Here is a 25,559-nt window from a genome sequence, read left to right on the forward strand (position 1 = left end):
GCCATCGGCATTTTAGGTATCAGTGCGACGGAGCGGCGGGAGCGACCGCCGTTACCGGGGGGGCCGACTCTTCGCCGATATGGCCGACCGCACCGTTTTTGCGCAAGGGTCGATAGCCCGTCATAGCCCGCACCAGCATGTAGAAGACCGGTGTCAGGAACAGGCCGAACAGCGTGACGCCGATCATCCCGGAGAATACCGCCACGCCCATGGCACTGCGCATTTCCGCGCCGGCGCCGGTGGAGATGACCAGCGGCACGACGCCCATGATGAAGGCAAGCGAGGTCATCAGGATCGGCCGCAGGCGCAACCGGCTGGCCTTGATCACGGCATCAAACGGCTTTTCCCCCTCGAATTCGAGCTCGCGGGCGAACTCGACGATCAGGATGGCGTTCTTGGCCGACAGGCCGACCAGCACGATCAGGCCGATCTGCGTGAAGACATTGTTGTCGCCCGCCGTCAGCCAGACGCCGGTCAGTGCTGCGAGAATGCCGAGCGGCACGATCATGATGATCGCCAGCGGCAGGGTCAGGCTTTCATACTGGGCGGCCAGCACGAGGAACACCAGCAGGATCGCCAGCGGGAAGATCAGCACGCCGGAATTGCCGGCAATGATCTCCTGATAGGTCAGCTCGGTCCATTCGAAACTGATGCCGGCCGGCAGGGTTTCGGCTGCAATCCGCTCCACCGCGGCGCGTGCCTGTCCGGATGAGACGCCGGGGGCCGCATTGCCGTTGATGTCGGCGGACAGGAAGCCGTTGTAGCGCATCGCCCGTTCCGGCCCGGCACTGGAATTGACCGTCAGCAGGGCCGAAAGCGGGATCATCTCGCCCGTGGAGGAGCGGACCTCAAGCTTGCCGATATCCTCGGCCTGGGCCCGAAATGCCGCATCGGCCTGCACGCGGACCGAATAGGTCCGGCCGAACTTGTTGAAGTCGTTGACATAGACCGATCCGAGATAGATCTGCAGCGTCTCGAAGATATCCGTCAGCGGCACGTTCAACTGCCGGGCCTTGGCGCGATCGACATCGGCATAGAGCTGCGGCACGTTGACCTGGTAGCTGGAGAACATCCCGACCAGTTCCGGCGTCGCATAGGCCTTGGCCAGGAACCCCTTAACTGCGGCGTCGAGCGCCTCATAGCCAAGCCCGTTGCGGTCCTCGATCTGCAGCTTGAAACCGCCGATCGCGCCGAGACCCTGAACGGGCGGTGGCGGGAAGATGGCGCTGAAGCTTTCCTGGATGGCGCCGAGTTCTATATTGAGCTTCCCGGCGATGGCACCGGCCGAAAGCTCGGGCGTCGTGCGCTCTTCGAAGGGCTTCAGAGACAGGAAGACGATGCCGGCATTGGACGAGTTGGTAAAGCCGTTGATCGACAGACCTGGGAAGGCGATGGCGCTTTCAACGCCCGGTACCTTCAACGCGATGTCGCTGATACGGCGCACGACGTCCTCGGTGCGGTCCAGCGACGCCCCGTCCGGCAATTGCGTGAAGCCGACGAGATACTGCTTGTCCTGCGGCGGCACGAAGCCGCCCGGAACCGCCTTGAACAGAAAGAAGGTCGAGCCGAGCAGCACCAGATAGATGCCCATCATGATCGTCTTGCGCGAAATGAAGGTTCGTACACCCCGCCCATAGGCGTTCGAGCCGCGGGCAAAGACCGCGTTGAAGCCACGGAACAGCCAGCCGAGCAGTCTGTCCATGATCCGCGTCAGCCGATCCTTCGGGGCATCATGGCCGCGCAGCAGCAGGGCAGCCAGGGCCGGCGACAGGGTCAGCGAGTTGAAGGCGGAAATAACCGTCGAAATGGCGATCGTCAGCGCGAACTGCTTGTAGAACTGGCCGGTCAGACCCGAGATGAAGGCCAGCGGCACGAAAACGGCAACCAGCACCAGCGCGATGGCAATGATCGGGCCGGACACTTCGCGCATCGCCTTATAGGTCGCCTCCCGCGGCGGCAGCCCCTCCTCGATATTGCGCTCGACATTTTCCACCACGACGATCGCATCGTCGACGACGATACCGATGGCCAGCACCAGGCCAAACAGGCTGAGCGCATTGATGGAGAAGCCGAAAAGATGCATGACCGCAAACGTGCCGACGATGGAGACCGGAACGGCGATCAGCGGGATGATCGAGGCGCGCCAGGTCTGCAGGAAGAGGATAACCACGACCACCACGAGAGCGATGGCTTCCAGCAACGTGTGGATGACGGCCTCGATGGAGGCACGCACGAATTGCGTGGTATCATAGACGATCTCGTAGCTGACATCGTCAGGCATGGACGTCTTGATCTCGTCCATCACGGCGCGCACCTGATCGGCGATCTCGATGGCGTTGGAGCCCGGCGCCTGGAAGACCGGGATCGCCACGGCCTGCTTGTTGTTGAGCAGGGAGCGCAGGGAATATTCGGCCGAACCCAGCTCGATGCGGGCAACGTCGCTGAGCCGCGTGATGGCGCCGGACGAGCTGGTCTTGATGATGATCTCGCCGAACTCCTCCTCGCTCTGCAAGCGGCCTTGCGCGTTGACCGACAGCTGCAGGTCCACCCCTCCCAGATTGGGAGATGCACCGATGACGCCGGCGGCGGCCTGGACGTTCTGGGCGCCGATTTCGTCGACGATGTCGGAAGCGGACAGGCCGAGCTGCGCCATTTTCTGCGGGTCGAGCCAGATGCGCATCGAATAGTCGCCCGAGCCGAACAATTGCACCTGACCGACGCCATCGATGCGGGCCAGCCGGTCCTTGACGTTAATCAGCGCATAGTTGCGCAGATAGGTCATGTCGTAACGGCCTTCGGGCGAGGTCAGGTGCACCACCATCATCAGGTCGGGGGAGCTCTTGATGGTGGTCACGCCGAGACGGCGAACTTCTTCCGGCAGGCGCGGTTCGGCCTGGCCGACACGGTTCTGCACGAGCTGCTGGGCCTGGTCCGGATCGGTACCAAGCTTGAAGGTGACGGTCAGCGTCATCAGGCCGTCGGTGGTCGCCTGGCTGCTCATATAGAGCATGTCCTCGACCCCGTTGATCGATTCCTCCAGCGGCGTCGCCACTGTTTCGGCAATCACCTTGGGATTGGCGCCCGGATAGTTGGCACGCACCACGATCTGCGGCGGGACGACATCGGGATATTCGGAAATCGGCATGATCGTCAGCGAGATCAGGCCACCGAGAAAGATCAGGAAGGAAAGAACGCCCGCGAAAACGGGGCGATCGATGAAGAAGTTGGAGATGTTCATGTCACGTCCGCCGTTTCGCGTTATTGGCCGAGGAGATCGCTTAGCGATCAGATGTGCCAGAGATGGAGGCCTGCAGCTGCGGACCGGCGCCGCCATTCATGGACACCATCTGCGGTTCCACGAGGGCACCCGGCCGAATGCGCTGCAGCCCGTTGACGACGATGCGTTCCTTGGCCGAGAGGCCGCTGGTCACGATCCGCAAGCCGTCCGACTTGGCGCCGACAGAAATCTCGCGATATTCCGTCGTGTTGTCGGGCTTCACCACCATGACGAATTTCTTGTTCTGGTCGGTGCCGATCGAGCGCTCGTGGATCAGCACGGCCTCGGTCGTCTTGGAGCGGCCCATCTTCAGCCGCGCGAACTGACCCGGCATCAGCGAACCATCGGCATTGTCAAAGACCGCACGGACGCGCACGGTGCCGCTCTGCGGATCGACGCTGCTATCGACCAGCTGCAGCTTTCCCTTGACGTCGGACCTACCGGCAATGTCCATCTGCACGGGCACGCGGTCGATGAAATTGCGGGCATGCACGCCTTCCGGCAGATCGGAGAGCACGCCGGACACGACGCGTTCATCCGCCTCGAAGCTGGCATAGATCGGGTTGAGCGAAACCAGCTGGGTGAGGATCGGCGACGACGAGCCGGCGGCGATCAGATTGCCGGCGGTGACCTCGATCTTGCCGATGCGGCCCGAGATCGGGGCGCGAATCTCGGTATAGCCGAGATTAAGCTCGGCCGTTTGCAGACCGGCGCGGGCCGCCTCGAGATCGGCGATCGCCCCGGCTTCGGCATTGACACGCTGGTCATAGTCGCTCTGCGACACGGCACTGGAGCCGACCAGCTGCTTGCCGCGCTTCAGCTCGGTGCGCGCCAGGGCGGCCTTCGCTTCGGCCGCGGCAACTTCGGCGCGGGCCCGCGCCACGTCGGCCTGGTATGGGGCCGGATCGATCGTCACCAGCAGGTCGCCCTTTTCGACAAGCGCACCTTCCTGGAAATGCAGCTTTTCGATCGCACCGGCCACCCGCGAGCGCAGCTCGACCCGGTCGACGGCTTCCAGACGGCCGGAAAACTCCTGCCATTGATTGATCGGCCGCGCCTCGACGACCGCCACCGAGACGGGCACGGCGGCCGGGACCGCCGGCGTTTCGGCCGCAATACCGACACCGGCCTTGCTGCCGAGCATATCGAAATAGAGGGTCGGAACGACGGTTGCGACAGCCAGCACCAGACCGGCAGCGAGAAGGTTCCGCTTGGAATTTTCAATCGACATCGGGATGATCCTTGTTTCTGACGCTTTGTTATGGTTGTTGAAGACAACCATTAGCATGATCCGTTGACGTTTATTACCGATCGGTATACAAATAGACGTGAGGATTGATGACTGTCAATAGACTTTTATACCGATCGGTATATTAGCGTCGGGAGGAATAGAAAATGGGTCGGCCCCGCGAGTTCGACGTCGATGACGCCCTGCAGACCGCGATGGAACTGTTCTGGCGCAAAGGCTACGAAGCCACGTCTCTGGCCGATCTGACCGAGGGCATGGGCATTACCAAACCCAGCCTCTACGGCTATTTCGGAAACAAGGAAGAGCTGTTTCGCAAGGCGCTTGAGCGCTACGAGCGGACAAAACTGTGTTTTCTGGACAGCGCCCTGGCGGAACCCAAGGCCCGCGACGTTGCCGAAAAAGTCTTGAAGGGCTTTGCCGACATCCAGACGGAATGTTCCTCGCCCGGCGGCTGCATGGCGGTGAGCGGGGCGCTTGCCGGCGGCGAGGCCGCAGCCCATGTCCAGAAATTCCTGCTTGAGAGCCGCCAGAAGCCGGAACGTCTGCTGACCCAGCGGTTTCAGCGGGCCGCGGATGAAGGCGACCTGCCGGCCGGCCAGGATCCGGCCGAACTGGCGCAATATATCATGACGATTTGCCAGGGCACAGCCGTGCAGGCCTCTTCCGGGGCCGACCGCGAGGCGCTTTACCGCGTCATCGACACCTCCCTGAAATGCTGGCCGAAAGACGCCGATAAACCGTCAGCCTAACAGCTCTTATGTCTCGGCATCAGCCGAACGCATTGGCCGGATAGGGTTTACTGACCACCGGCAGCTGACGCGCACCCGATGCCAGCAGAAACTGTTCGAACGCCTGCATGGCGGGCGTCGTCTTCCGGTCGAGGCGCGAGACGCTGAACCATTGCCGGCGGATCGGCGTATCGACGACGTCGAGAATGACCAGCCGGCCGAGCTTGATTTCCTGTTCGATCGTATGCGCTGAAATAAACGCTACCCCCAGCCCTGCAATCACTGCCTGCTTGATCGTTTCGTTCGAGCCCATTTCCGTGCCGAGGTCTTCCAGCTTGCGGGGCGTATCGCTCAAGAAGATCTCCAGCGATATCCGGGTTCCCGAGCCCCGCTCGCGCAGGAGAAACTGTTCGCGCGCAATGCGTTCCCGTGAAATGTCCAGGACACCGGCCAGCGGGTGATGCGCCGGCGCGATGAAAACCAGCGGATGATCGCCAAAGACCTGCGAGCGCACCTCGAAATCGCGCGGCGGCCGGCCCATCAGCGCGATATCGAACTCGTGATCGCGCAGCTTGGCAATAATTTCGGCGCGGTTGCCGATGAAAAGATTGATCTCGATGGCCGGGAGCTGCTTGCGGAAGGCGGCAATCAGCTGCGGCGCGAAATATTTGCCGGTCGACACGACGCCAAGGCGCAATCGCCCGCTCCGCAACCCTTTCATGGCGTTGATCGAATCTTCGAGACTGTTCAGGCTCTCCTCGATCTCGCGGGCAGCGTCCAGAAAGGCAAGACCAAAAGCGGTCGGCACCATGCCGCCCCGCGTCCTGTCGAACAGCTGCACCTCGGCGTCCCGCTCCAGCTGCTGGATCTGCAGGGTCAGCGCCGGCCCGGTCAGGCCAAGATCCTCGGCGGCAAGGTTGATCTTGCCCAACCGGCAAATGGCCTGAACGGTACGAAGCTGGCGAAGAGAGAGGTTGCGCATGGATAGAAGTAAGTATTTCTAACTTAAAAAGTCAATTTAATAAATTTTACAAACTCTTGGTTTGCGCCATTCTGCACGGGACATCGTGGGAGGAGACATCATGTCAGGCGCAACTCTTCAGGCATATCTTGCCTCATGCACGGCCAATCGCGACGACATGATGCGCGAGGTGGCGGCGGTTATTCAAAGACTGGCGACGGCCGCCCTCGACGTCCGCAAGCTCGTCAACCAGGGAACGCTCGGCACGGCGTTCAACGGCACCCGCGGCAGCAATACCGACGGCGACCTGCAAAAAGATCTGGATGTCGTCTGCGACGACCTTTTCCTGTCCTGCCTGCAGGGCGCGCCGGTGGCGTGTTACGCCTCGGAAGAGCTGGAAAACCCGGTCCTGCTCGATCCCAATGCTCGCCTTGCGGTCGCCATCGACCCGCTCGACGGCTCGTCGAACATCGACACCAATGTCTCGATCGGCACGGTGTTTTCCATATTGCCCGCGATCAAGGGACCGGGCCTCGATCCCGCACAGACTTTCCTGCAACCCGGCAATTGCCAGCTGGCCGCCGGCTTCTTTATCTACGGACCGCAGACCGCCCTGGTGCTGACCGTCGGCAAGGGCACGGAAATCTTCATTTTCTCCAGCCGGCTCGGCTGTTTCGTACAGGGCTACAAGTCGGTCAACATCGCCGAGCGCGCCAGCGAGTTCGCCATCAACATGTCGAACTACCGTCATTGGGAAGAAGCGATCCGGCTCTATGTTGACGATTGCCTGGCGGGATCGGAAGGGCCGCGCGAGCGTGACTTCAACATGCGCTGGATCGCCTCGCTGGTGGCCGACACCTATCGCATCCTGATCCGCGGCGGCATCTTCCTCTACCCAGCCGACAGCCGCAAGGGCTACAGCCAAGGCCGGTTGCGGCTGGTCTACGAGGCCAATCCGATCGCCTTGATCGTCGAGAATGCCGGCGGATCCGCCACCAATTCCGTGACCCGCATTCTCGATCTCGTGCCGGAAAACCTGCACCAGCGCGTGCCGCTGATCTTCGGCTCGCGCCGGGAAGTGGCACGCATTGCCCGCTATCACGTCGACCCGAACATGATCGGCGAACGCGCACCGCTGTTCGGCAAGCGCGGCCTGTTTCGGGCCTGAGGAGAGATCAATGTCAGCAAAATACCCGATCATATCGATCACCGGCTCGTCCGGCGCCGGTACCACCACCGTCAAGGACACGTTCGAGAAGATCTTCAAGCGCGAGAACGTTTCGGCCTCCTTCATCGAAGGCGACGCCTTCCACCGCTTCGACCGGGAAACCATGCGTCGCAAGATCGCCGAGGCTAAGGCCAAGGGCGTCGATTTCACCCATTTCGCCGCCGAGGCCAACGAGCTGGAGATCCTCGAAGGCGTCTTTGCCGAATATGGCCGGCGCGGCGTCGGGCGAACCCGCCACTATGTGCATGACGACGCAGAGGCGGCAAAATACGGCGCTGAGCCCGGCACCTTCACGGACTGGGAGGAGTTTCGTGGCAGCGATCTGCTGTTCTACGAGGGCCTGCACGGCTGCGCCGTCACCGACACGCTCAATCTCGCCCAGCATTGCGACCTGAAGATCGGCGTCGTGCCGGTGATCAATCTCGAATGGATCCAGAAGATCCATCGCGACAAGGCGACGCGCGGCTATTCCACCGAGGCCGTGACCGACACCATCCTGCGGCGCATGCCCGATTACGTGCACTATATCTGCCCGCAATTCTCGCTGACGGACATCAATTTCCAGCGCGTGCCGATCGTCGATACGTCCAATCCGTTCATTGCCCGCTGGATCCCGACGCCGGCCGAATCGATCCTGGTCATCCGCTTTGCCAATCCGCGCAGCATTGATTTTCCCTACCTGCTGTCGATGCTGCACAACAGTTACATGTCGCGCGCCAATTCCATCGTGGTGCCGGGCGACAAGCTGGATCTGGCCATGCAGCTGATTTTCACGCCGCTGATCCACAAACTGCTCGAACGCAAACACCGCATGTCGTGAGGAGGACACCATGAATGTTTCGCTGAAGATTGAGGCCCATGCCGCGGCATCGGAAACCCAAATGGCCGATGCCATCCGGTTTCTCGCCATGGATGCCGTGCAGAAGGCCAATTCCGGCCATCCCGGCATGCCGATGGGCATGGCCGATGCGGTCACCGTGCTGTTCAACCGCTTCATCAAGATCGATCCGTCTGAGCCCGACTGGCCGGATCGCGACCGCTTTATCCTGTCGGCCGGCCACGGCTCGATGCTGCTCTATGCCGTGCATCACCTGATCGGCTTTGCCGACATGCCGATGTCGGAACTGTCCAACTTCCGCCAGCTCGGCGCGAAAACGGCAGGCCATCCCGAATACGGCCATGCGCTGGGCATCGAGACCACCACCGGGCCGCTTGGCCAGGGCATCGCCACCGCCGTCGGCATGGCAATCGCCGAGCAGATGATGGCCGCCCGCTTCGGCAGCTCGCTCTGCAACCACTTCACCTATGTGGTGGCCGGCGACGGTTGCCTGCAGGAAGGCATCAGCCACGAGGCGATCGACCTGGCCGGACATCTGAAGCTGCGCAAGCTGGTGGTGCTGTGGGACGACAACCAGATCTCGATCGACGGGGCGACATCGCTCTCCCCCTCCACCGACCAGCTGGCGCGCTCCCGCGCCGCCGGCTGGGATGCGCAAGGCGTCGACGGCCACGATCCTGAAGCCGTCGCCAAGGCGATCGAGCGGGCCCGCCGCAGCCGCAAGCCGTCACTGATTGCCTGCCGCACCCGCATCGGCAAGGGGGCGGCCAGCATGGAGGGCTCGCACAAGACCCATGGGGCGGCCCTTGGCGACAACGAGATCGCGGCCACCCGTCAAAAGCTCGCCTGGTCCCATCCCCCCTTCTTCGTGCCACCGAAGATCAAGTCGGCCTGGGAAACCGTCGCCATGCGCGGCCGCACGGCGCGCGAAGCCTGGGACCTGCGCCGCGACGCGTCGCGCTCGAAGAAGCGCTACGAGCAGACCATCGGCCGGCGCCTCGGTGCCAACGTCGCCTACCGGCTGGCCAATTTCCGCGCCGAGCATCGCAAGAAGGCCTCCAAGGTCGCCACCCGTCAGGCCTCGCAGATGGCGCTGGAGGTCATCAATGCGGCAACCACGCTGACCATCGGCGGCTCTGCCGACCTGACCGGCTCGAACCTGACGATGACCTCGCAGACGCCGGCCATCACACCCGGCAATTTTCGCGGCCGCTACCTGCATTACGGCATCCGCGAGCACGGCATGGCGGCGGCCATGAACGGCATCGCCCTGCACGGTGGCTTCATTCCCTATGGCGGGACCTTCCTGGTGTTTTCCGATTATGCCAAGGGCGGCATGCGGCTGTCGGCGCTGATGGGCCTGCCGGTCGTCTATGTGCTGACCCATGATTCGATCGGGCTTGGCGAAGACGGCCCGACCCACCAGCCGGTCGAGCATCTGGCCATGCTGCGCGCCACACCCAATCTCAACGTGTTCCGGCCGGCCGACATCATCGAGACGGCGGAATGCTGGGAGATCGCGCTTGGCGAGAAGCACCGGCCAAGCGTGCTGGCCCTGTCGCGCCAGGCCCTGCCGATGCTGCGCCAGACCGATGGCGACCAGAACCTGTCGGCGCTTGGCGCCTATGTCGTGAAGGACGCGCGCGGCCCGCGCGACATCACCCTTCTGGCCACCGGATCCGAGGTCGAGATTGCCCTTGCCGCAGCAGACCAGTTGCGCAGCGAGGCCGGCATGGAGGCCGCCGTGGTGTCCATGCCGTGCTGGGAGAAGTTCGAGGTCCAGGACGCCGCCTACCAGAAGAAGGTTCTGGGCGACGCACCGCGCATTGCCATTGAGGCTGCCGGCCGTCTCGGCTGGGACCGCTGGATGGGACCGCGCAGCGCCTTTGTCGGCATGCTGGGCTTCGGCGCCTCGGCGCCGGCCGGCGATCTCTACCGCCATTTCGGCATCACCGCCGAGCATATCGTTGCCGAAGCCCTGAAGCTTGTCGGCAAACACGCCAGAAGGCGCTCCGCATGACCACCGCGACCGGCCCGCAGGCGGGCAAGACCATCACAAGATCAACAAGGGAGGATTGACCCATGGCCCGCATCACGCTCCGTCAATTGCTGGATCACGCCGCCGAGCGCAGCTATGGCGTTCCGGCCTTCAACATCAACAACATGGAACAGGGACTGGCGATCATGGAGGCGGCGCGCGCCTGCGATGCGCCGGTGATCCTGCAGGTGTCGCGCGGGGCTCGGACCTACGCCAACGACATCATGCTCGCCAAGATGATGGAGGCGCTGGAGCAGATGTATCCCGACATTCCGCTCTGCATCCACCAGGACCATGGCAACAATGTCGCGACCTGCCTCTCGGCGATCCAGCACGGCTTCACCTCGGTGATGATGGATGGCTCCTTGAAGGAGGACGCCAAGACCCCGGCCGACTACGCCTATAACGTCGCGATCACCGCGGAGGTGAGCCGGCTTGCCCATATGGTCGGCGCGTCGGTCGAAGGCGAACTCGGCTGCCTCGGATCGCTGGAGACCGGCCATGGCGAGGCCGAGGACGGCCACGGCTTCGAAGGGGCGCTGGACCGCTCGCAATTGCTGACAGACCCGGACGAAGCCGCCCGCTTCGTCGACGAGACCGGCGTCGATGCCCTGGCGGTCGCCATCGGCACCTCGCACGGCGCCTACAAGTTCACCCGCAAGCCGACCGGCGACGTGCTCGCCATGGATGTCATCGAGAAGATCCATCGCCGGCTGCCCCATACCCATATCGTCATGCACGGTTCCTCGTCGGTGCCGCAGGAATGGCAGGACGTGTTCAATGCCCATGGCGGCGAGATGCGCGAGACCTATGGGGTGCCGGTCGAGGAGATCGTCCGGGGCATCCGCTTCGGGGTGCGCAAGGTCAATATCGACACCGACCTGCGCCTGGCGGCCGCCGCCGCCTTTCGCCGCGTCGCCGATACCAGCCGCTCCGAATTCGATCCACGCAAATTCCTGAAACCCGCCATGGATGCCATGTCGGCGGTCTGCAAGGCGCGCTTTGAAGTCTTCGGCACGGCGGGCAATGCGTCGCGCATCAAGGTCATGCCGATGTCGGATATGGCGCGCCGCTATGCCAGCGGCTCCCTGAAACCCCAGACGGCGCGGTCGCAAGCCGCCTGACTGCATCCCTCCAGAGGAAAGGACTTAAGTCATGAACGCCGATGCAAAAACCGAGATCAGAGGCAAGGAACGCTACAAGGCCGGCGTGCTCAAATATGCCCAGATGGGCTATTGGGACCGTGACTACGAGCCGAAGGACACCGATCTGATCGCCCTGTTCCGGATCACCCCGCAGGACGGCGTCGACGCCATCGAGGCCGCCGCAGCGGTGGCCGGCGAAAGCTCCACCGCCACCTGGACGGTGGTCTGGACCGACCGCCTGACGGCCTGCGACCAGTACCGCGCCAAGGCCTACCGGGTCGATCCGGTGCCGGGCATCCCGGGGCAGTATTTCTGCTACGTCGCCTACGACCTCATCCTGTTCGAAGAAGGCTCGATCGCCAACCTGACCGCATCGATCATCGGCAATGTCTTCTCGTTCAAGCCGCTGAAAGCCGCGCGGCTTGAGGACATGCGCTTGCCCGTTGCCTATGTGAAGACCTTCAAGGGGCCGCCGACCGGCATCGTTGGTGAGCGCGAGAGGCTCGACAAGTTCGGCAAGCCGCTGCTCGGCGCCACCACCAAGCCAAAGCTCGGCCTGTCCGGCAAAAACTACGGCCGCGTCGTCTACGAAGGCCTGAAGGGCGGCCTCGACTTCATGAAGGACGACGAGAACATCAACTCGCAGCCCTTCATGCACTGGCGCGACCGCTTCCTCTACTGCATGGAGGCCGTCAACCTCGCGTCCGCCAAGACAGGCGAGGTCAAGGGCCATTACTTGAACATCACCGCCGGCACGATGGAGGAGATGTACCGCCGCGCCGAATTCGCCAAGGAACTCGGCTCGGTCATCGTCATGGTCGATCTGATCATCGGCTGGACGGCGATCCAGTCGATCTCGGAATGGTGCCGGCAGAACGACATGATCCTGCACATGCACCGCGCCGGCCACGGCACCTACACGCGCCAGAAGAACCACGGCATCTCGTTCCGCGTCATCGCCAAATGGCTGCGGCTGGCCGGCGTCGACCATCTGCATGCCGGCACCGCCGTCGGCAAGCTCGAAGGCGATCCGATGACCGTGCAGGGCTATTACAACGTCCTGCGCGAAACCAGGAACGAGGTCGACCTGCAACGCGGCCTGTTCTTCGAACAGGACTGGGGCGACATCAAGAAGGTCATGCCGGTCGCCTCGGGCGGCATTCATGCCGGCCAGATGCACCAACTGCTCGACCTGTTCGGCGATGACGTCGTGCTGCAGTTCGGCGGCGGCACGATCGGCCATCCGATGGGCATCCAGGCGGGTGCTGCCGCCAACCGGGTGGCTCTGGAAGCCATGGTGCTGGCCCGCAACGAGGGCCGCGACATTGCCCATGAGGGGCCTGAAATCCTGCGGGCTGCGGCCAAATGGTGCAAGCCGCTCGAAGCCGCCCTCGATACCTGGGGCAATATCAGCTTCAACTACACCTCGACCGACACGTCGGATTTCGTGCCGAGCGTCAGCGTCGCCTGACAACGGACAACAAGAAGGAGAGACGACATGCGTATCACCCAAGGATGCTTCTCGTTCCTGCCGGATCTGACGGACGAGCAGATCACCGCCCAGGTGGAATACTGCCTGCGCAAGGGCTGGGCGATCGGCGTCGAATATACCGACGATCCGCACCCGCGAAACACCTATTGGGAAATGTGGGGCAATCCGATGTTCGACCTGAAGGACGCCAAGGGCGTGATGATGGAGCTGGACGACTGCCGCAAGACCCATCCCCAGGACTATATCCGCCTCAATGCCTTCGATTCCAGCCGCGGCTTCGAGACGGTGACGATGTCCTTCATCGTCAATCGGCCCGCCAAGGAACCGAGCCTGCGGCTGAGCCGAACCGAGTGCCATGGCCGTAACCAGCAGTATGGCTTCGAAACGCAGCGATAAAGCATGTCGCCCGAAAGTGGTCACCGGTTTCGGGGCGACGACATGCGACAAAACAAAGAGGAGTTACGGACATGGACATGCCGGACGCCGTATCACCCGCCGACAGCCTGCCGACTTCGGTCGATCTTGCCGAGGAATACAAGGCGTCCGGCGTGGCGGACATCCTTGCCGAACTGGACCGCGAGCTGATCGGGCTCAAACCCGTCAAGCAGCGGATCCGCGAGACGGCAGCCCTGCTGCTCGTCGAGCGGGCGCGTCGTGCCATGGGCCTCACCCACGAGGCGCCGTCGCTGCACATGAGCTTTACCGGCAATCCCGGCACCGGCAAGACGACGGTCGCCCTGCGCATGGCCAATCTGCTGCACCGGCTCGGCTATGTGCGCAAGGGCCATCTCGTGTCGGTTACGCGCGACGACCTGGTCGGGCAATATATCGGCCACACCGCGCCGAAGACCAAGGAGATCCTGAAACGGGCCATGGGCGGCGTGCTGTTCATCGACGAGGCCTATTATCTCTACCGCCCGGACAATGAGCGCGACTATGGCCAGGAGGCGATCGAGATCTTGCTGCAGGTGATGGAGAACAACCGCGACGATCTGGTGGTCATCCTCGCCGGCTATTCCGACCGTATGGATCGCTTCTTCGAAAGCAATCCCGGCTTCCGCTCGCGCATCGCCCATCATATTGACTTCCCCGACTATGACGACGGCGAGCTCCTGTCGATCGCCGAAAGCATGCTGGAGCGGCAGGGCTATCATTTCGACGCCAAGGCCACGGATATCATGGGCGACTATATCGCGAAGCGCCGCCGCCAGCCGCATTTCGCCAATGCCCGCTCCATCCGCAATGCGCTCGACCGGGCGCGGCTGCGCCAGGCCAACCGGCTGTTTGAAGAAAGCGTGGGCCCGGTCGATGTCGAGCAGCTGTCGACCATCACGGCCCGCGACATTTCCGGCAGCCGCGTCTTCACCATGGTCCCGCCCCAGCCTCAGGAGACAATGCCATGAGCCCCAAAACCATCATCGCCCCGTCCGTTCTCTCGGCCGATTTCTCGCGGCTCGGCGAAGAGGTCGAAACCATCTGCGAGGCCGGCGCCGACTGGATCCATCTCGACGTGATGGACGGCCATTTCGTGCCCAACATCACCTTCGGGCCGCCGGTCATCAAGGCGATTCGCAACCGTACCGACAAGGTGTTCGACTGCCATCTGATGATCGCCCCGGTCGATCCCTTTCTCGGAGCCTTCGCCGATGCCGGCTGCGACATCATCACCGTGCATGCCGAGGCGACCACCCATCTCGACCGGTCGCTGCAGGCGATCCGCGACCTCGGCTGCAAGGCCGGTGTGTCGCTCAATCCCTCGACGCCGGAAAGCGTCCTCGAATATGTGCTGGACCGCCTCGACCTCATCCTGCTGATGACGGTCAATCCAGGTTTCGGCGGACAGGCCTTCATTACCGCTGTTGTGGAGAAGGTCGCCCGCGTCAAGGCGATGATCGGCGCAAGACCGATCCTCATCGAAATCGACGGTGGCGTGACGCCCGAGACCGCGCCGCTGGTCGCCCGAGCCGGCGCCGATGTCCTGGTCGCCGGCTCGGCTGTCTTTAAAGGCGGCCGCGAGGCCTATGCCGGCAATATCGCAGCCCTGCGCGCCGCTGCCGACGATCCGGGACTGGCCGCCCTTCGGTTGGCGAGGTGACCCGGCATGGCGGCGGTCCCTCCCCTTTGCGATTTTGGCTGGAAGGCCTTGGATGCCCGACTGCCAGGCACGGAAGGGCGGGCCCATTCGATCCTGGATCTCTCCGGGCCGAACGGGCTCGTCGTCGCCTTCATCTGCAATCACTGCCCCTATGTGCAGGCGGTGATTTCCCGCATCGTGCGCGACGCGATCGACCTGGAGCGCCATGGCATCGGCTTCGTGGCGATCAGTTCCAACGATGTCGAGGCCTATCCGCAGGATTCCTTCGACAACATGAAGCGTTTCGCCGCCGACCACACCCTGCCCTTCCCCTATCTGTTCGACGCAGACCAGTCCGTGGCGCGGGCCTATGGCGCCGTCTGCACGCCGGATTTCTTCGGTTTAAACCGGGAGGGCGAATTGCAATATCGCGGCCGGCTGGATGCCTCGCGCAAGGAAGCCGGGCCGCCGGATCTCCGGCGCGATCTCTACGAGGCGATGGTCATGGTCGCGCGAACCGGCAAGGGTCCACTGGACCAGCTGGCGTCGATCGGCTGCGGCATCAAATGGAAAACCATGCCGGAGGTGGCTGCAAGGCCCGCGTAAGCCAACATTGTCGGCTGACCTTCACAGAAAAACGCCTCAGACCCCGCCCGTTCGGAGGCTTCCGGAAAAATCGGAAGCAACGGGCGAGGTCTAAGGGAGGAAGGTTTAACCTCGCTAGACGTTGGCTTTGCGCCGCAGGCGGCGCAACTCCTCAGGCCGCGAGCGCGCCAGATTGTTTGGCCACATGGGTGGCAATCGCATCCATCAGCGCCGGAGACAAGGCGTCATAGGGCGGCAAGCCGAGCTCATTCAGGCGGGCGCGGATTTCGTCCATCTTGTCGGGGCTGACGCCGCCTTCGATCACCGAGGAGACGAAGGCTGCGAACTGCGGCGGCGACCAGCCGGTCTCATCGCTGAGTTCCGTATGCACGAAATCAAGACCGTAGAACGGATGGTTCTTGTTCTCGATCCGGCCGTACATATGCGTGCCGCAATCCTTGCAGGCGTAGCGCTGGATGGTGGCGCTCGGATCGACGATCTGCAGCTTGTCCTGGCCGGAAGTGACCTTCACATGGTCGCGGCCGACAACGGCGATCTGCGCGAAGATGGCGCCCTTCGGCTTCCAGCATTTGGTGCAGCCGCAGGCATGGTTATGCGCCGTCTGGGCGCTGATTTCGACGGTGACCGGATTGCTGGCGCAATGGCACTTCAGCGTCCCGCCATGGAAATGCGCCCCGGCCGGCGGAAAGCCGTTGTCAATCGATGGATGCAGTTTGATCATTGATTCCTCCTCGGTTTTCGACGTCTGTGCGTCATCGTTCGCAAGCAGGATCAGCGCAAATCAAGGGAACGGCAATATAGCGGAAAGTGGCGGTTTTCGGCGTCGGACTGCGACGCCAGCCGCCCGCATCAGCCCTTCGAGCGCAGCATGGCGCGGGCCGGATCATAGCCCCAGAGCGCGGCCAGCATGAAGACGACGAAGCAGCCGCAGACCCAGGCGAGCGCCACGAGATTGAGCTCACCATAAAGCGCAAAACGGATCAGTTCCACCGCATGGGTGAACGGGTTGAAGGCACAGATATCGCGCAGCAGCGGCGAGCTCTCGGCCATCTTCCACAGGGGATAGAGCGCCGAGGACAGGAAGAACATCGGGAAGATCACGAAGTTCATCACCCCGGCGAAATTCTCCAGCTGCCGGACGGTCGAGGAGATCAAAAGCCCCATTGCGCCGAGCATCAGGCCGCTGATGAGCAGAGCCGGCAGCACCGCGAGATAGCCGATCGGCGGCATGGTGATGCCGGTTGCCGCGGCAATCGCCAGGAAAACCGCGACCTGCAGGATGGAGACGATCACCCCGGCCAGCAGTTTGGAAAACAGCAGCCACCAGCGCGGCAGCGGCGACGTCAGAAGCAGCCGCATCGATCCCATCTCCTGGTCATAGACCAGCGACAGCGACGACTGCATGCCGTTGAACAACTGGATCATGCCGCACAGGCCTGGCACGATATAGACCTCATAGGTGATATAGGTCTGATAGGGCGGGATGATCGATACGCCAAGGGCTGCGCGAAAGCCGGCGGCAAAGACCACCAGCCAGACGAGCGGGCGAACGAGCGCGGCCAGAAACCGGCCGCGCTGGCGAATGAAGCGCAGGTTCTCGCGGGTGACGATGGCAATGAGCGCGATCCACCAGGCTTTCATGTCGCAACCTCCCGGCCCTCGGCCGTCATCGACAGAAAAGCCTTGGCGAGGCCCTCGTCGCCGGAAAGCGCTGCAGCGCTGCCATCGCTCAGGACCTTGCCCCGATGCAGCACGACGACCTGGTCGCTCGGCCGGATCTCGTCGACCAGATGGGTGGCCCAGAGCACGGCAAGACCGCTGTCGGCCAAGAGATGGACATGATCGGTGATGGCCTGCCGGGACGCTGCATCCAGGCCGACGGTCGGCTCGTCGAGCAAAAGGACGTCCGGCGCATGGATCAGCGCCCGGGCGATCTCCATGCGCCGGCGATGACCGCCGTTCAGCGCCCGCACCTGTTCGTCGGCCCGCTCGGCCATGCCGAGCTGCGCGAGCGCCGCGTCGATCGCCAGGGCGGCCGGTCGGCCCGACAGACCATGCAGGCCGGCGAAATAGCGCAGATTGCGGCGCACCGACATGTCGAGGTCCAGCGTCGGCTGCTGGAAGACCACACCGATGCGCGCCAGTGCTGCCCTGGGCGTGCGGGCAATGTCGAAGCCGGCAACGCCGATCTGTCCCTCTCGCGTCACGATCAACCGGGTCAGCAGCGCAAACAGCGTCGACTTGCCAGCGCCGTTCGGCCCGAGCAACGCGCAGAACCGGCCCGCCGCGACGCTGAAGCTGACATCGTCGAGCGCCCGGCGCTGTCCGTAGGCGTAAGCGACATGGCTGATCTCAAGCCCTATCATGGCGCACCCTCCCGGCTGGCGCTGCCGATGTCCGGCGCCGCATCGTCGACAAGCCTCGCCGGACGGCCGGAGAGGCGAAGAATGCGCCGCGCCAGCCGATCGGCCTCACCTTGCGAATGGGTGACGAGAATGACGGCCGGCCTTGTGTCGGCGATCAGCGCCTCGGTCAGCTCGAGCATTTCCTCGGCGGTGCCGGGATCGAGCGAGACATAGGGCTCGTCCATCACCAGCAGCTCAGGTTGGCCGGCAAAGGCGCGCGCCAAGGCCAGCCGGCGCTGCTGGCCAAGCGACAGCTGACCCGGAAACAGCCGTGCCTTGTCGGCAATACCGATCCGCTCCAGGGCAGACAGTGCTGCATCCTTGCCCAATTGCGGATGGACCAGCGTCAAATTCTGCAGCACGCTGCGCCATGGCAGAAGAACCGGCTCCTGAAACACCATGGCGATCCTGTCGGGGCGAATAATCTCACCGTCGAAATCGGCATCGATGCCGGCAATCAGCCGCAGCAGGGTCGACTTGCCGATGCCCGAGGGGCCGAGAATGGCAATGGTCTCGCCGATCGCCATCTCGAAACGGATGTCGCGCAGGATCTCCTGCTCGCCGAACGCCTTGCGCCTGACATCGACCTTGATCATGCCGTCCTCCAGCGCCGCACCCGGCGTTCGGCCGGCTGCAGGATCAGCGCCTCGACCAGCAGCATGACGCCGATGAAAGACAGCGCATAGACCAGGACCATGGCGACATCGAAAAGCTGGAAATAGAAATGGATCTGGAAACCGATGCCGCTGGAGCGGCCGAGAAACTCGACGACCAGCACGATCTTCCAGATCACCGCGATACCCGAACGGGCAGCCCCCGCGATGAACGGCGCCAGTTGCGGCAGGACCACATGGCGCAGCCGGGCCATCGGGCGCATGCGATAGACCTGCGCCATGGCATCGAGGTTCGGATCGAGCGCCCGCGCGCCCTCGCGCAGGATTGTGGCGACATTGGGGATCTTGTTGAGCACCACGGCCAGGATCGCCGCGGTCTCGTTGAGGCCGATCCACAGATAGCACAGCACGATCAGCACCAGGGCCGGCAGGTTGAGAAACACGACCAGCCACGGATCAAGCCATCGATCGACCGCGGGAAACCGCCCCATCAGGAAGCCCAGCGCCACGCCGATCGCCATGGCCGGCACGAAGGCGCAGACGACGCGCCACAGCGTCATCCACAGATGATACGGCAGGGCGCCGGAGCTGAGGGCCTTGACGAACGGCGCCCACAGTGCCCAGGGCTGCGGCAGCACGGAGGCATCCGCCGTCAGCTCAGCCGCCACGATCCACAGCGCAAGCAACAGCCCGAGCGACAGGATGCGCACCAGCGCCGGATTTTTCAGGGTTTTAGTCAAGATGCAGGAACAGTCCGTCGGGCAGGCTGGTCGCCTTGCCGACGAGTTCCTCTCCGCCAAGCTCCGCCATCAGCCGCAGGAACCGGTCGGCGGCCGCCTCGTCGATCGGCTTGCCGCTGGGGATGCCAGCGCGATAACCATCGCGCAGCGCCATGAATTCGGCTTCGTCGCCGGCGTTCATCTTGTCGCGCAATCCGGTCCACACCGCGTCGTCGCTGCGCAGCAGATCCTTGGCAGCCCGCGATGCGGCATACAGCCCCTTGGCCATCTCCGGATGGGCGGTGACATAGTCGCCCTTCAGCACATAGCCGAGCAGCGGCGTGTCGGGATCGAGCTTGAGAGCTGCGGCGGCGTCTGACACCGAGACCAGCTCATGCATGCCCTTGGCCTTCATCTTGGCCAGGAAATGCCAGAAATTGATGGCCCCGGCCGTCTCGCCGGATAGCGCCGACTTGAAGATCAGCGGCGGCGCGCCAAACACCTGCTCGGTCTCGCCGGCCAGGTCCATGCCGTATTGCTGCTTGGCATAGGCCTGCAGGATCAGCCAGCTCTTGTCGAGCGGTCCACCGGCAATGCCGATCTTCTTGCCGGCAAGATCGGGCAGCGCCTTGATGCCGCTGTCGTCCTTGACCACCAGTCCGCCGACCGCCAGCGAATAGGGAATGAAGACATAGTCCTTGCCTGCGGCACGCTGATAGGCGACCCAGATCCAGTCGGCCACCATGGTGTCGGCCTCGCCGCCCTCGAAGGCGACGCGCGTCGCGCCGTTGTCGGCATAGTCCTGAACCACCAGCTCGAAGCCGTTCTTGCGGTCGAACTCGCTCTGCTTGATGGTCGAGATTTCCCAATTGACCGTGCCCGAGGCCAGCATCGCCGCCCGCAGTTTTGGCAGGTCCTGCGCCATGGCCGGCATTGCCGCGATCGCAAACAGGCATCCCGTTAAAAATCGTTTCAGAACACCCATTGCTTTTCCTCCTCACAACCGCCGCCTCTGCCTTTTCGGCTCGCTGGTCAGCGGAACTTTTATATGATTCGTCGCCCGGCGCGGCGCCCGGCCCTGACTTATTCCTTGCGCTTTTCGGCCACCGTCAGGTCGGCGTTCAGATCCATGTCGTATTGGCCATCGGCGCAGAACACATCGTCGAGTTCATAACCGGCACCACTCGCCTCGATATTGGCGACATCCACCTCGCATTTCATGGTGGCCAGCATGTCGACAATCGCCTTCTGCTTGTCGGCGGGAACCTCCTGTGCCTGCAGGCCTAGTGGCGCGCCGAGCAGGACGGCAAAGACAACGGTGCTGATCAAACGGATTTTCATTGGAATTCTCCCCTTTTCAAAACGGTTCACTGAATGGAAATTGTCATCTTCTGGCTGTCGCTGATGGTGTTCGGAATCCGCACCTCGTAGGTTCCCGGCTTGATAGCGATGAACGACAGGGTCGCCTTGCCGGCTTCGTCGAATTCCAGGCTGTCGATTGCCATCGGCCGGACCTCGATGCCGTTGATGACGATCTCGTTCATCCAGATCGCCCGGAAGAACGGCGCGCCTGATATGGCCAGTTCCGCCGAGCCATCCGCCGTGATGCGCATTTCGTAATAGGCGCCGGATTGCAGTTCGACGGAGCCCGTGCCCAGCGGCTTGCCGGAGGCAAGCGTAATCTCGATCGGCTGACCCCTGTTGCATTTGGCCAGCAGTCCGGCAAAGCCGAGTTCGGTGCAGAGCGGCGCGGCCACGACAGGACTTGCCAGAAAAACTGCGGCCAAGGCCGCAGAGATCGATTTATGCATGCTGAAAATCCTCCCAATATGAGCGTTTTTGTTTGCGTTGACTTCAGTTCGGCGCGACCACGACCCCCCAGGGCTGCTCGCCGACCGGAACCGAGCGGATCACCTTCTCGGCCTTGACGTCGATGATGCTGACATCGTTGGAATTGCCATTGGTGGTGATCAGGAATTCCTCGCCGGGCGTGAACGCCATCTGCCAGACCCGCTGGCCGACCAGCAGGTAATCGAGAACCTCATCGGTCTTGCCGTCGATCACGGCCACCCGGTTGGCCGGGCCGAGCGCCACGAAAATGCGCGAACCGTCCTTGGTGGCCCGGATGCCGACCGGCTGCAGCCATTCCGGCAAAACGCCCGGCACGGCGAAGCTGATCTTCTTGGTGATCTTCGGCTCGGCGGCCGTCACGTCGATGACCGAGACCGTGCCGCCGATTTCGGCGCTGACATAGAGCTTCTTGCCGTCGGCGGTGAATTCGGCATAGCGCGGCCGCTGATCGACCAGAACATTGTGGACGATCTTGTAGGTCGCGGTATCGATGAAATGCGCCATGTTGGTGGTCTCGGAGGTGTTGATCAGCGTCTTGGCATCAGGACTGACCGCCACGCCTTCCGGCTCGACGCCAACCGGCACTTCGGCCAGCACCTGGTGGGTCTTCACGTCGACCACGGTCACCAGGTTGTCATCCTCGTTGGCGACATAGAGCGGATTGCCGGACGGATTGAGCGCAAAGAGTTCCGGATCGGGACCGGACGGCAGCGTATGCAGCTCCTTGTAGGTTTCCGGATCGAAGACCCGCACCGTGTCATCATCCGAGGCGCAGACATAGAGTTCCTTGCCATCCGGGCTGATGGTGATGCCGCGCGGCCGGTTGCCGGCGGGGAAGGTGGCGATCACCTCCCAGGTCTTGCTATCGAGCACGGTCACGCTATTGCCGCGCTCGTTGCTGACAAAAACCTTGTTGGCCGCGGCCGGGCCGGCCAGCATCAAAACGGCCGGCAAAAATATCGAAATCAATTTCAGCATTCTATCCTCCAAAGGCGTGGCAGGCGGTTTCGGGCGCATCGGTGCCCAGGGTGTCGAGGGGCGAATGCTGGTGCAGGTAGCCCTCTTGCGGCGAAACGGACACGGTCACCCGGCCTTCGGTCAAAAGGATCGGCTGGCGCAGCTGGCCGTTCCACGGACGAAATGTCAGTTTCTGGCCCTTGAAGGCGGCCAGCTCGAATTCCGGAGACAGCAGATAGCTGCGCACAGAGACCGGATCGACCTTGCCGGATCGCGTCACCGCCTCGCCGATCACCCGCATGGCAAGCCAGGCCTGGTAGTCCTCCTCGCGCATGTTGCGGCCGGTCAGTTTTTCAAAACGGCTCTGGATCTGGGTGGCGCCCCAGGATTCGTGCGCCGCCTGCCAGGAGACCGGGCGCAAGCCTGCAGATCCGGCAACGGGGCGCGGATCCCAGGTGTGATACGGCAGAAAGGGTGCGAACACTCCGGCCTCGTCGGCGGCGATCACCACGTCGTGTTCCTCGGCATCCTGTGTGAACACCGGGATCTGCCGCTGCACCATGACATGGCCGGTATCGGTGCGCCGCGCGCCGCCGGTATCGGCAAACTCGCGTTCCTCGACGATCTTTGCGCCGAATTTGGCCGCCGATTTGCGGTAGCTGTCGGCCAGCAGTCTGTCCTCGGGGTGGGAGCCGTAGATCAGCAGGATACGCGACCATTTCTTCCACATCAGAAACTGGATGAGGCTGTCGGTGAGCATGGCGCGGCTGGGCGAGACATGCAGCACATTGGCGCGGCAATCGGCATCGCGCAGCGCCTCATCGCGGGCACCGGCATTCAGCAGCAACACGCCGGGTTCTGCCCTGTCGGCAAGCTTCTTCAGGACATCCCCCTCGGCGATCACCGCGATCAGGCCGATCCCTTCGGCCTGCAGGGCATCGAAGGCGGCTTCGGCCTGCTCCGGCGGCACGGCCTCGGTCTTCAGGGTATAGTCCATGCCGGTAAAGGCACCGGTCGTGCGGTTGTCCTCATTGCCCAGGATGCCGCCGGCAAAGCCCAGATCGGCTGGCGGCACGTCGAGCCGCGAGATCGGCGGGCCGACGACGCGATCAACGCGCAGCAGGGCCGTCTTGACCTCGGCCGCCTTCATCGGCAATGCGGCAATAGCCGCTGCCGCGAAAACGGCAAACGCAAGCGTCAGGTTAGACATGCCGGAACGACCTCCCAATCATCCTGCTTCTCCCTAAAGTGGAGACTAGCAGTAGAGGTTGTGTCGCGAAACCGATACTTATGGAGCGTGGTATCGCAAAATGCCTGTGCTAGGCTCGGCCGTATGCAACGTATTCTGATCGCGCTTATCCTGGCTCTCTTGCCGACGCTTGCCCTGGCAGCGCTGGACAAGCCGCTGATGCCCGGCGCGAAAATTGCCTTTCTCGGCGTGCATTTCATCGATACCTCGACGGAGGGCGCCTATAATGGCGTGCGCGCCGATGAAACCGCGCGGCTGAAACTGCTGGAGAGTGCGGCGCGCGACCGTTTTATCGAGGAAGGGTTCGTCCTTCTCTCCAACGATCCGGTGGCCGCCGAACTCGCCAATACCAGCAACCCGGCCGACTGCAACGGCTGCGAGGTGGGCATGGCCGAAAAGCTCGGCGCCGATTATGTGCTGGTCGGCGAAGTCCAGAAGGTCTCCAACCTCATCCTGTCGATGAACCTCGTGCTGCGCGACGCCCGCTCCGGCGAGATGCTGCGGGGTATTTCCGTCGATATCCGTTCGAACACCGACGACAGCTGGCTGCGCGGCATTCGCTACATCCTGAAAAACCACTTCTTCAAATCGTGAGGCCCATCATGCGGTATTTCGGTCGTTTCCTACTGGCAATCCTGCTTCTTCTGCCAAGCTTTGCCATGGCCCACGGCCCGACGCGGCAGAAGCTGGTGCTCTCGGTCGATGTCGCTGCGGCGCCGGACGCGGTCTGGGCGGTGATCGGCAATTTCCAGGACATGAGCTGGCACCCCGCCGTGTTTTCCTCCACCGGCAAGGGCGACAACACAATCGATGCGACCCGCGTGCTGACGCTGGGTGCTGCCGGCGGGCCGACCATTTCCGAAGTGCTCTACAAATATGACGCGGCGAAGATGACCTACTCCTATCGCATCACCGATGTCGACGTGAAGGTTCTGCCGGTGACCAACTATTCCAGCCACCTGACGGTCACGCCGACTGCGTCCGGCGGTTCGCATATCGAATGGAAGGGCGCCTTCTACCGCGGTTATCCCAACAATGATCCGCCCGCCAACATGAACGACGAGGCAGCCCTTGCCGCTGTCGGCGGCGTGTACAAGGCAGGCCTCGATGCGCTTGAGAAGAAATTTGGCAAATAGAAGCTGCATTGTCGGCGCAGTCCTGCTCGGCCTTTTGCCGGCGGGCAGCGCTCTTGCCGACTATGCCTATGTCACCAATCAGTCCTCCAGTGACCTGAGCGTCATCGATCTCGACCGAATGGTCGAGGTCGAACGCGTGCCCGTGCCGGGCGCGCCGGCCGGCATTGCTGTCGCGCCAAAGCTCGGCGCCGTCTTCACGGTCAGCCCGGACAGCAAGGTGCTGCGCCGCTATGGCATGCCCGTCGGCAAGCCCTTGGCCGAACGCACACTCGACGGCGGGCCAATCGGTGTGGCCGTGGACGAGCGCCGCGGCCGGGTCTTCGTATCCGACTGGTACAATGCGCGTGTCTGGGTCCTCGCCGCCGACGACCTCAGCACGTCACAGATGCTGTCGACCGGTAGTGCGCCGGCCGGGCTGGCGCTTTCGCCGGACGGCCAATGGCTGGCAACGGCGGACCGGGATGCCAACCAGGTGTCGATCTTCGATGCGCAGACGCTGGAGCTCCGCCACCGCGTCACCGTGGGCCAACGGCCGTTCGGCATCACGTTTTCACCGGACGGACGGTTGTTTTCCGCCGATGTCGGCAGCAATACGGTGACGGCGGTCGATCCAGTCAACGGGCAGGTCCTCGGCCATGTGGCGACCCGCGAGCGACCCTATGCGGTCGCCTTTGCCGGCGGCCGGGGTTTCGTCACCAACCAGTACGACGACAGCGTCAGCGTCTTCGAGGCGCAAAGCCTTGCCGCCATCGCCACTATCGATACCGGCGAATATCCGGAAGGCATCGACACGACGGCCGACGGCCGGCGGATCGTCGTGGCCAACTGGTTTTCCAACAGTGTTATGGTGATCGATCCGGTCAGCCTGGAGATTGTCGGAGAGATCTCGACCGGTGACGGGCCGCGCGCGTTCGGACGTTTTCTGTCGGCAGCGCCGATGCCGTCACCGGGCCTTGCCGAGCAAACCGGCGCGCCGGCCCTACGGCCGTGAC

At 63.1% G+C, this 25,559-nt stretch carries 26 protein-coding genes; 13 read left to right on the forward strand and 13 right to left on the reverse strand.

What is annotated here, in order from left to right; all coding sequences use genetic code 11:
- Positions 1 to 19 precede the first annotated feature (19 nt).
- Together HGO38_RS11865 and HGO38_RS11870 are read right to left on the reverse strand one after the other, a co-directional pair.
- Positions 20 to 3,238, reverse strand: a complete 3,219-nt coding sequence (locus HGO38_RS11865) for an efflux RND transporter permease subunit (RefSeq protein ID WP_250956097.1) — start codon at positions 3,236 to 3,238, stop codon at positions 20 to 22.
- Between the two features lie 40 nt (positions 3,239 to 3,278).
- Positions 3,279 to 4,508, reverse strand: a complete 1,230-nt coding sequence (locus HGO38_RS11870) for an efflux RND transporter periplasmic adaptor subunit (RefSeq protein ID WP_250956098.1) — start codon at positions 4,506 to 4,508, stop codon at positions 3,279 to 3,281.
- A gap of 164 nt (positions 4,509 to 4,672) precedes the next feature.
- Between HGO38_RS11870 and HGO38_RS11875 the strand changes: the two genes are divergently transcribed.
- Positions 4,673 to 5,275, forward strand: coding sequence for a TetR/AcrR family transcriptional regulator (locus HGO38_RS11875; RefSeq protein WP_250956099.1), 603 nt, complete (start codon positions 4,673 to 4,675; stop codon positions 5,273 to 5,275).
- 19 nt (positions 5,276 to 5,294) lie between these two features.
- On the opposite strand, the gene HGO38_RS11880 is transcribed toward HGO38_RS11875, so the two are convergent.
- Positions 5,295 to 6,236 carry a LysR family transcriptional regulator gene (locus HGO38_RS11880; protein ID WP_250956100.1) on the reverse strand — a complete coding sequence of 314 codons (942 nt, stop codon included), beginning with the start codon at positions 6,234 to 6,236 and terminating at the stop codon, positions 5,295 to 5,297.
- A gap of 100 nt (positions 6,237 to 6,336) precedes the next feature.
- On the opposite strand from HGO38_RS11880, the gene HGO38_RS11885 reads away from it, so the two are divergent.
- From HGO38_RS11885 to HGO38_RS11925, 9 genes are all read left to right on the forward strand, one after another.
- Positions 6,337 to 7,383, forward strand: coding sequence for a class 1 fructose-bisphosphatase (locus tag HGO38_RS11885; RefSeq protein ID WP_250956101.1), 1,047 nt, complete (start codon positions 6,337 to 6,339; stop codon positions 7,381 to 7,383).
- Positions 7,384 to 7,393: 10 nt separating this feature from the next.
- Positions 7,394 to 8,263 (forward strand): phosphoribulokinase, encoded by an 870-nt coding sequence (locus HGO38_RS11890; protein ID WP_250956102.1) that lies wholly within the window; start codon positions 7,394 to 7,396, stop codon positions 8,261 to 8,263.
- A gap of 10 nt (positions 8,264 to 8,273) precedes the next feature.
- Positions 8,274 to 10,301, forward strand: a complete 2,028-nt coding sequence (gene tkt / locus HGO38_RS11895; RefSeq protein ID WP_250956103.1) for a transketolase — start codon at positions 8,274 to 8,276, stop codon at positions 10,299 to 10,301.
- Between the two features lie 62 nt (positions 10,302 to 10,363).
- Positions 10,364 to 11,443, forward strand: a complete 1,080-nt coding sequence (gene fba / locus HGO38_RS11900; RefSeq protein ID WP_250956104.1) for a class II fructose-bisphosphate aldolase — start codon at positions 10,364 to 10,366, stop codon at positions 11,441 to 11,443.
- Positions 11,444 to 11,474: 31 nt separating this feature from the next.
- Positions 11,475 to 12,935 carry a form I ribulose bisphosphate carboxylase large subunit gene (locus HGO38_RS11905; RefSeq protein ID WP_250956105.1) on the forward strand — a complete coding sequence of 487 codons (1,461 nt, stop codon included), beginning with the start codon at positions 11,475 to 11,477 and terminating at the stop codon, positions 12,933 to 12,935.
- Positions 12,936 to 12,962: 27 nt separating this feature from the next.
- Positions 12,963 to 13,352 carry a ribulose bisphosphate carboxylase small subunit gene (locus HGO38_RS11910; protein WP_250956106.1) on the forward strand — a complete coding sequence of 130 codons (390 nt, stop codon included), beginning with the start codon at positions 12,963 to 12,965 and terminating at the stop codon, positions 13,350 to 13,352.
- Positions 13,353 to 13,423: 71 nt separating this feature from the next.
- Positions 13,424 to 14,359 carry a CbbX protein gene (gene cbbX, locus HGO38_RS11915; protein WP_250956107.1) on the forward strand — a complete coding sequence of 312 codons (936 nt, stop codon included), beginning with the start codon at positions 13,424 to 13,426 and terminating at the stop codon, positions 14,357 to 14,359.
- Entirely contained in the window at positions 14,356 to 15,051 is a 696-nt protein-coding gene (gene rpe, locus HGO38_RS11920) for a ribulose-phosphate 3-epimerase (protein ID WP_250956108.1), read from the forward strand. Before cbbX ends, rpe begins: the two co-directional genes overlap by 4 nt.
- 6 nt (positions 15,052 to 15,057) lie before the next feature.
- Positions 15,058 to 15,636, forward strand: a complete 579-nt coding sequence (locus tag HGO38_RS11925) for a thioredoxin family protein (protein ID WP_250956109.1) — start codon at positions 15,058 to 15,060, stop codon at positions 15,634 to 15,636.
- Positions 15,637 to 15,787: 151 nt separating this feature from the next.
- Here HGO38_RS11925 and gfa read toward each other — a convergent pair whose 3' ends face one another.
- From gfa to HGO38_RS11975, 10 genes are all read right to left on the reverse strand, one after another.
- Complete coding sequence (gene gfa, locus HGO38_RS11930) at positions 15,788 to 16,357, reverse strand: S-(hydroxymethyl)glutathione synthase (RefSeq protein ID WP_250956110.1); 570 nt, start codon at positions 16,355 to 16,357, stop codon at positions 15,788 to 15,790.
- 128 nt (positions 16,358 to 16,485) lie between these two features.
- Positions 16,486 to 17,277, reverse strand: coding sequence for a lanthanide ABC transporter permease protein PedC (locus HGO38_RS11935; protein ID WP_250956111.1), 792 nt, complete (start codon positions 17,275 to 17,277; stop codon positions 16,486 to 16,488).
- Positions 17,274 to 18,002: a lanthanide ABC transporter ATP-binding protein PedB/LutE gene (locus HGO38_RS11940; RefSeq protein WP_250956112.1), complete on the reverse strand. Its 729-nt coding sequence runs from the start codon at positions 18,000 to 18,002 to the stop codon at positions 17,274 to 17,276. Before HGO38_RS11940 ends, HGO38_RS11935 begins: the two co-directional genes overlap by 4 nt.
- A complete protein-coding gene (locus HGO38_RS11945) occupies positions 17,999 to 18,637 on the reverse strand; it encodes an ABC transporter ATP-binding protein (RefSeq protein WP_250956113.1) in 639 nt (212 codons plus the stop codon). Before HGO38_RS11945 ends, HGO38_RS11940 begins: the two co-directional genes overlap by 4 nt.
- Positions 18,634 to 19,395, reverse strand: a complete 762-nt coding sequence (locus tag HGO38_RS11950; protein WP_250956114.1) for an ABC transporter permease — start codon at positions 19,393 to 19,395, stop codon at positions 18,634 to 18,636. Before HGO38_RS11950 ends, HGO38_RS11945 begins: the two co-directional genes overlap by 4 nt.
- Positions 19,388 to 20,308: an ABC transporter substrate-binding protein gene (locus tag HGO38_RS11955; RefSeq protein WP_502941550.1), complete on the reverse strand. Its 921-nt coding sequence runs from the start codon at positions 20,306 to 20,308 to the stop codon at positions 19,388 to 19,390. The genes HGO38_RS11950 and HGO38_RS11955 overlap by 8 nt, the downstream gene beginning before the upstream one ends.
- A gap of 149 nt (positions 20,309 to 20,457) precedes the next feature.
- Entirely contained in the window at positions 20,458 to 20,715 is a 258-nt protein-coding gene (locus HGO38_RS11960) for a hypothetical protein (RefSeq protein WP_250956116.1), read from the reverse strand.
- Positions 20,716 to 20,741: 26 nt separating this feature from the next.
- On the reverse strand, positions 20,742 to 21,185 hold the full coding sequence (locus HGO38_RS11965) for a cupredoxin domain-containing protein (RefSeq protein WP_250956117.1): 444 nt from the start codon (positions 21,183 to 21,185) through the stop codon (positions 20,742 to 20,744).
- Positions 21,186 to 21,228: 43 nt separating this feature from the next.
- Positions 21,229 to 22,203, reverse strand: coding sequence for a YVTN family beta-propeller repeat protein (locus HGO38_RS11970; RefSeq protein WP_250956118.1), 975 nt, complete (start codon positions 22,201 to 22,203; stop codon positions 21,229 to 21,231).
- Between the two features lies 1 nt (position 22,204).
- Positions 22,205 to 23,392: a lanthanide ABC transporter ABC transporter substrate-binding protein PedA1 gene (locus HGO38_RS11975; RefSeq protein WP_250956119.1), complete on the reverse strand. Its 1,188-nt coding sequence runs from the start codon at positions 23,390 to 23,392 to the stop codon at positions 22,205 to 22,207.
- A gap of 123 nt (positions 23,393 to 23,515) precedes the next feature.
- On the opposite strand from HGO38_RS11975, the gene HGO38_RS11980 reads away from it, so the two are divergent.
- The 3 genes from HGO38_RS11980 to HGO38_RS11990 are packed head-to-tail and all read left to right on the forward strand — an operon-like array spanning position 23,516 to position 25,558.
- Positions 23,516 to 24,025: a DUF3280 domain-containing protein gene (locus HGO38_RS11980; RefSeq protein WP_250956120.1), complete on the forward strand. Its 510-nt coding sequence runs from the start codon at positions 23,516 to 23,518 to the stop codon at positions 24,023 to 24,025.
- 8 nt (positions 24,026 to 24,033) lie between these two features.
- A complete protein-coding gene (locus HGO38_RS11985) occupies positions 24,034 to 24,567 on the forward strand; it encodes an SRPBCC family protein (protein WP_250956121.1) in 534 nt (177 codons plus the stop codon).
- On the forward strand, positions 24,557 to 25,558 hold the full coding sequence (locus HGO38_RS11990; protein WP_250956122.1) for a beta-propeller fold lactonase family protein: 1,002 nt from the start codon (positions 24,557 to 24,559) through the stop codon (positions 25,556 to 25,558). The genes HGO38_RS11985 and HGO38_RS11990 overlap by 11 nt, the downstream gene beginning before the upstream one ends.
- Position 25,559: the final 1 nt, after the last annotated feature.

It is taken from the genome of Rhizobium sp. CG5 (assembly GCF_023701945.1).
Lineage (GTDB): Bacteria > Pseudomonadota > Alphaproteobacteria > Rhizobiales > Rhizobiaceae > Allorhizobium.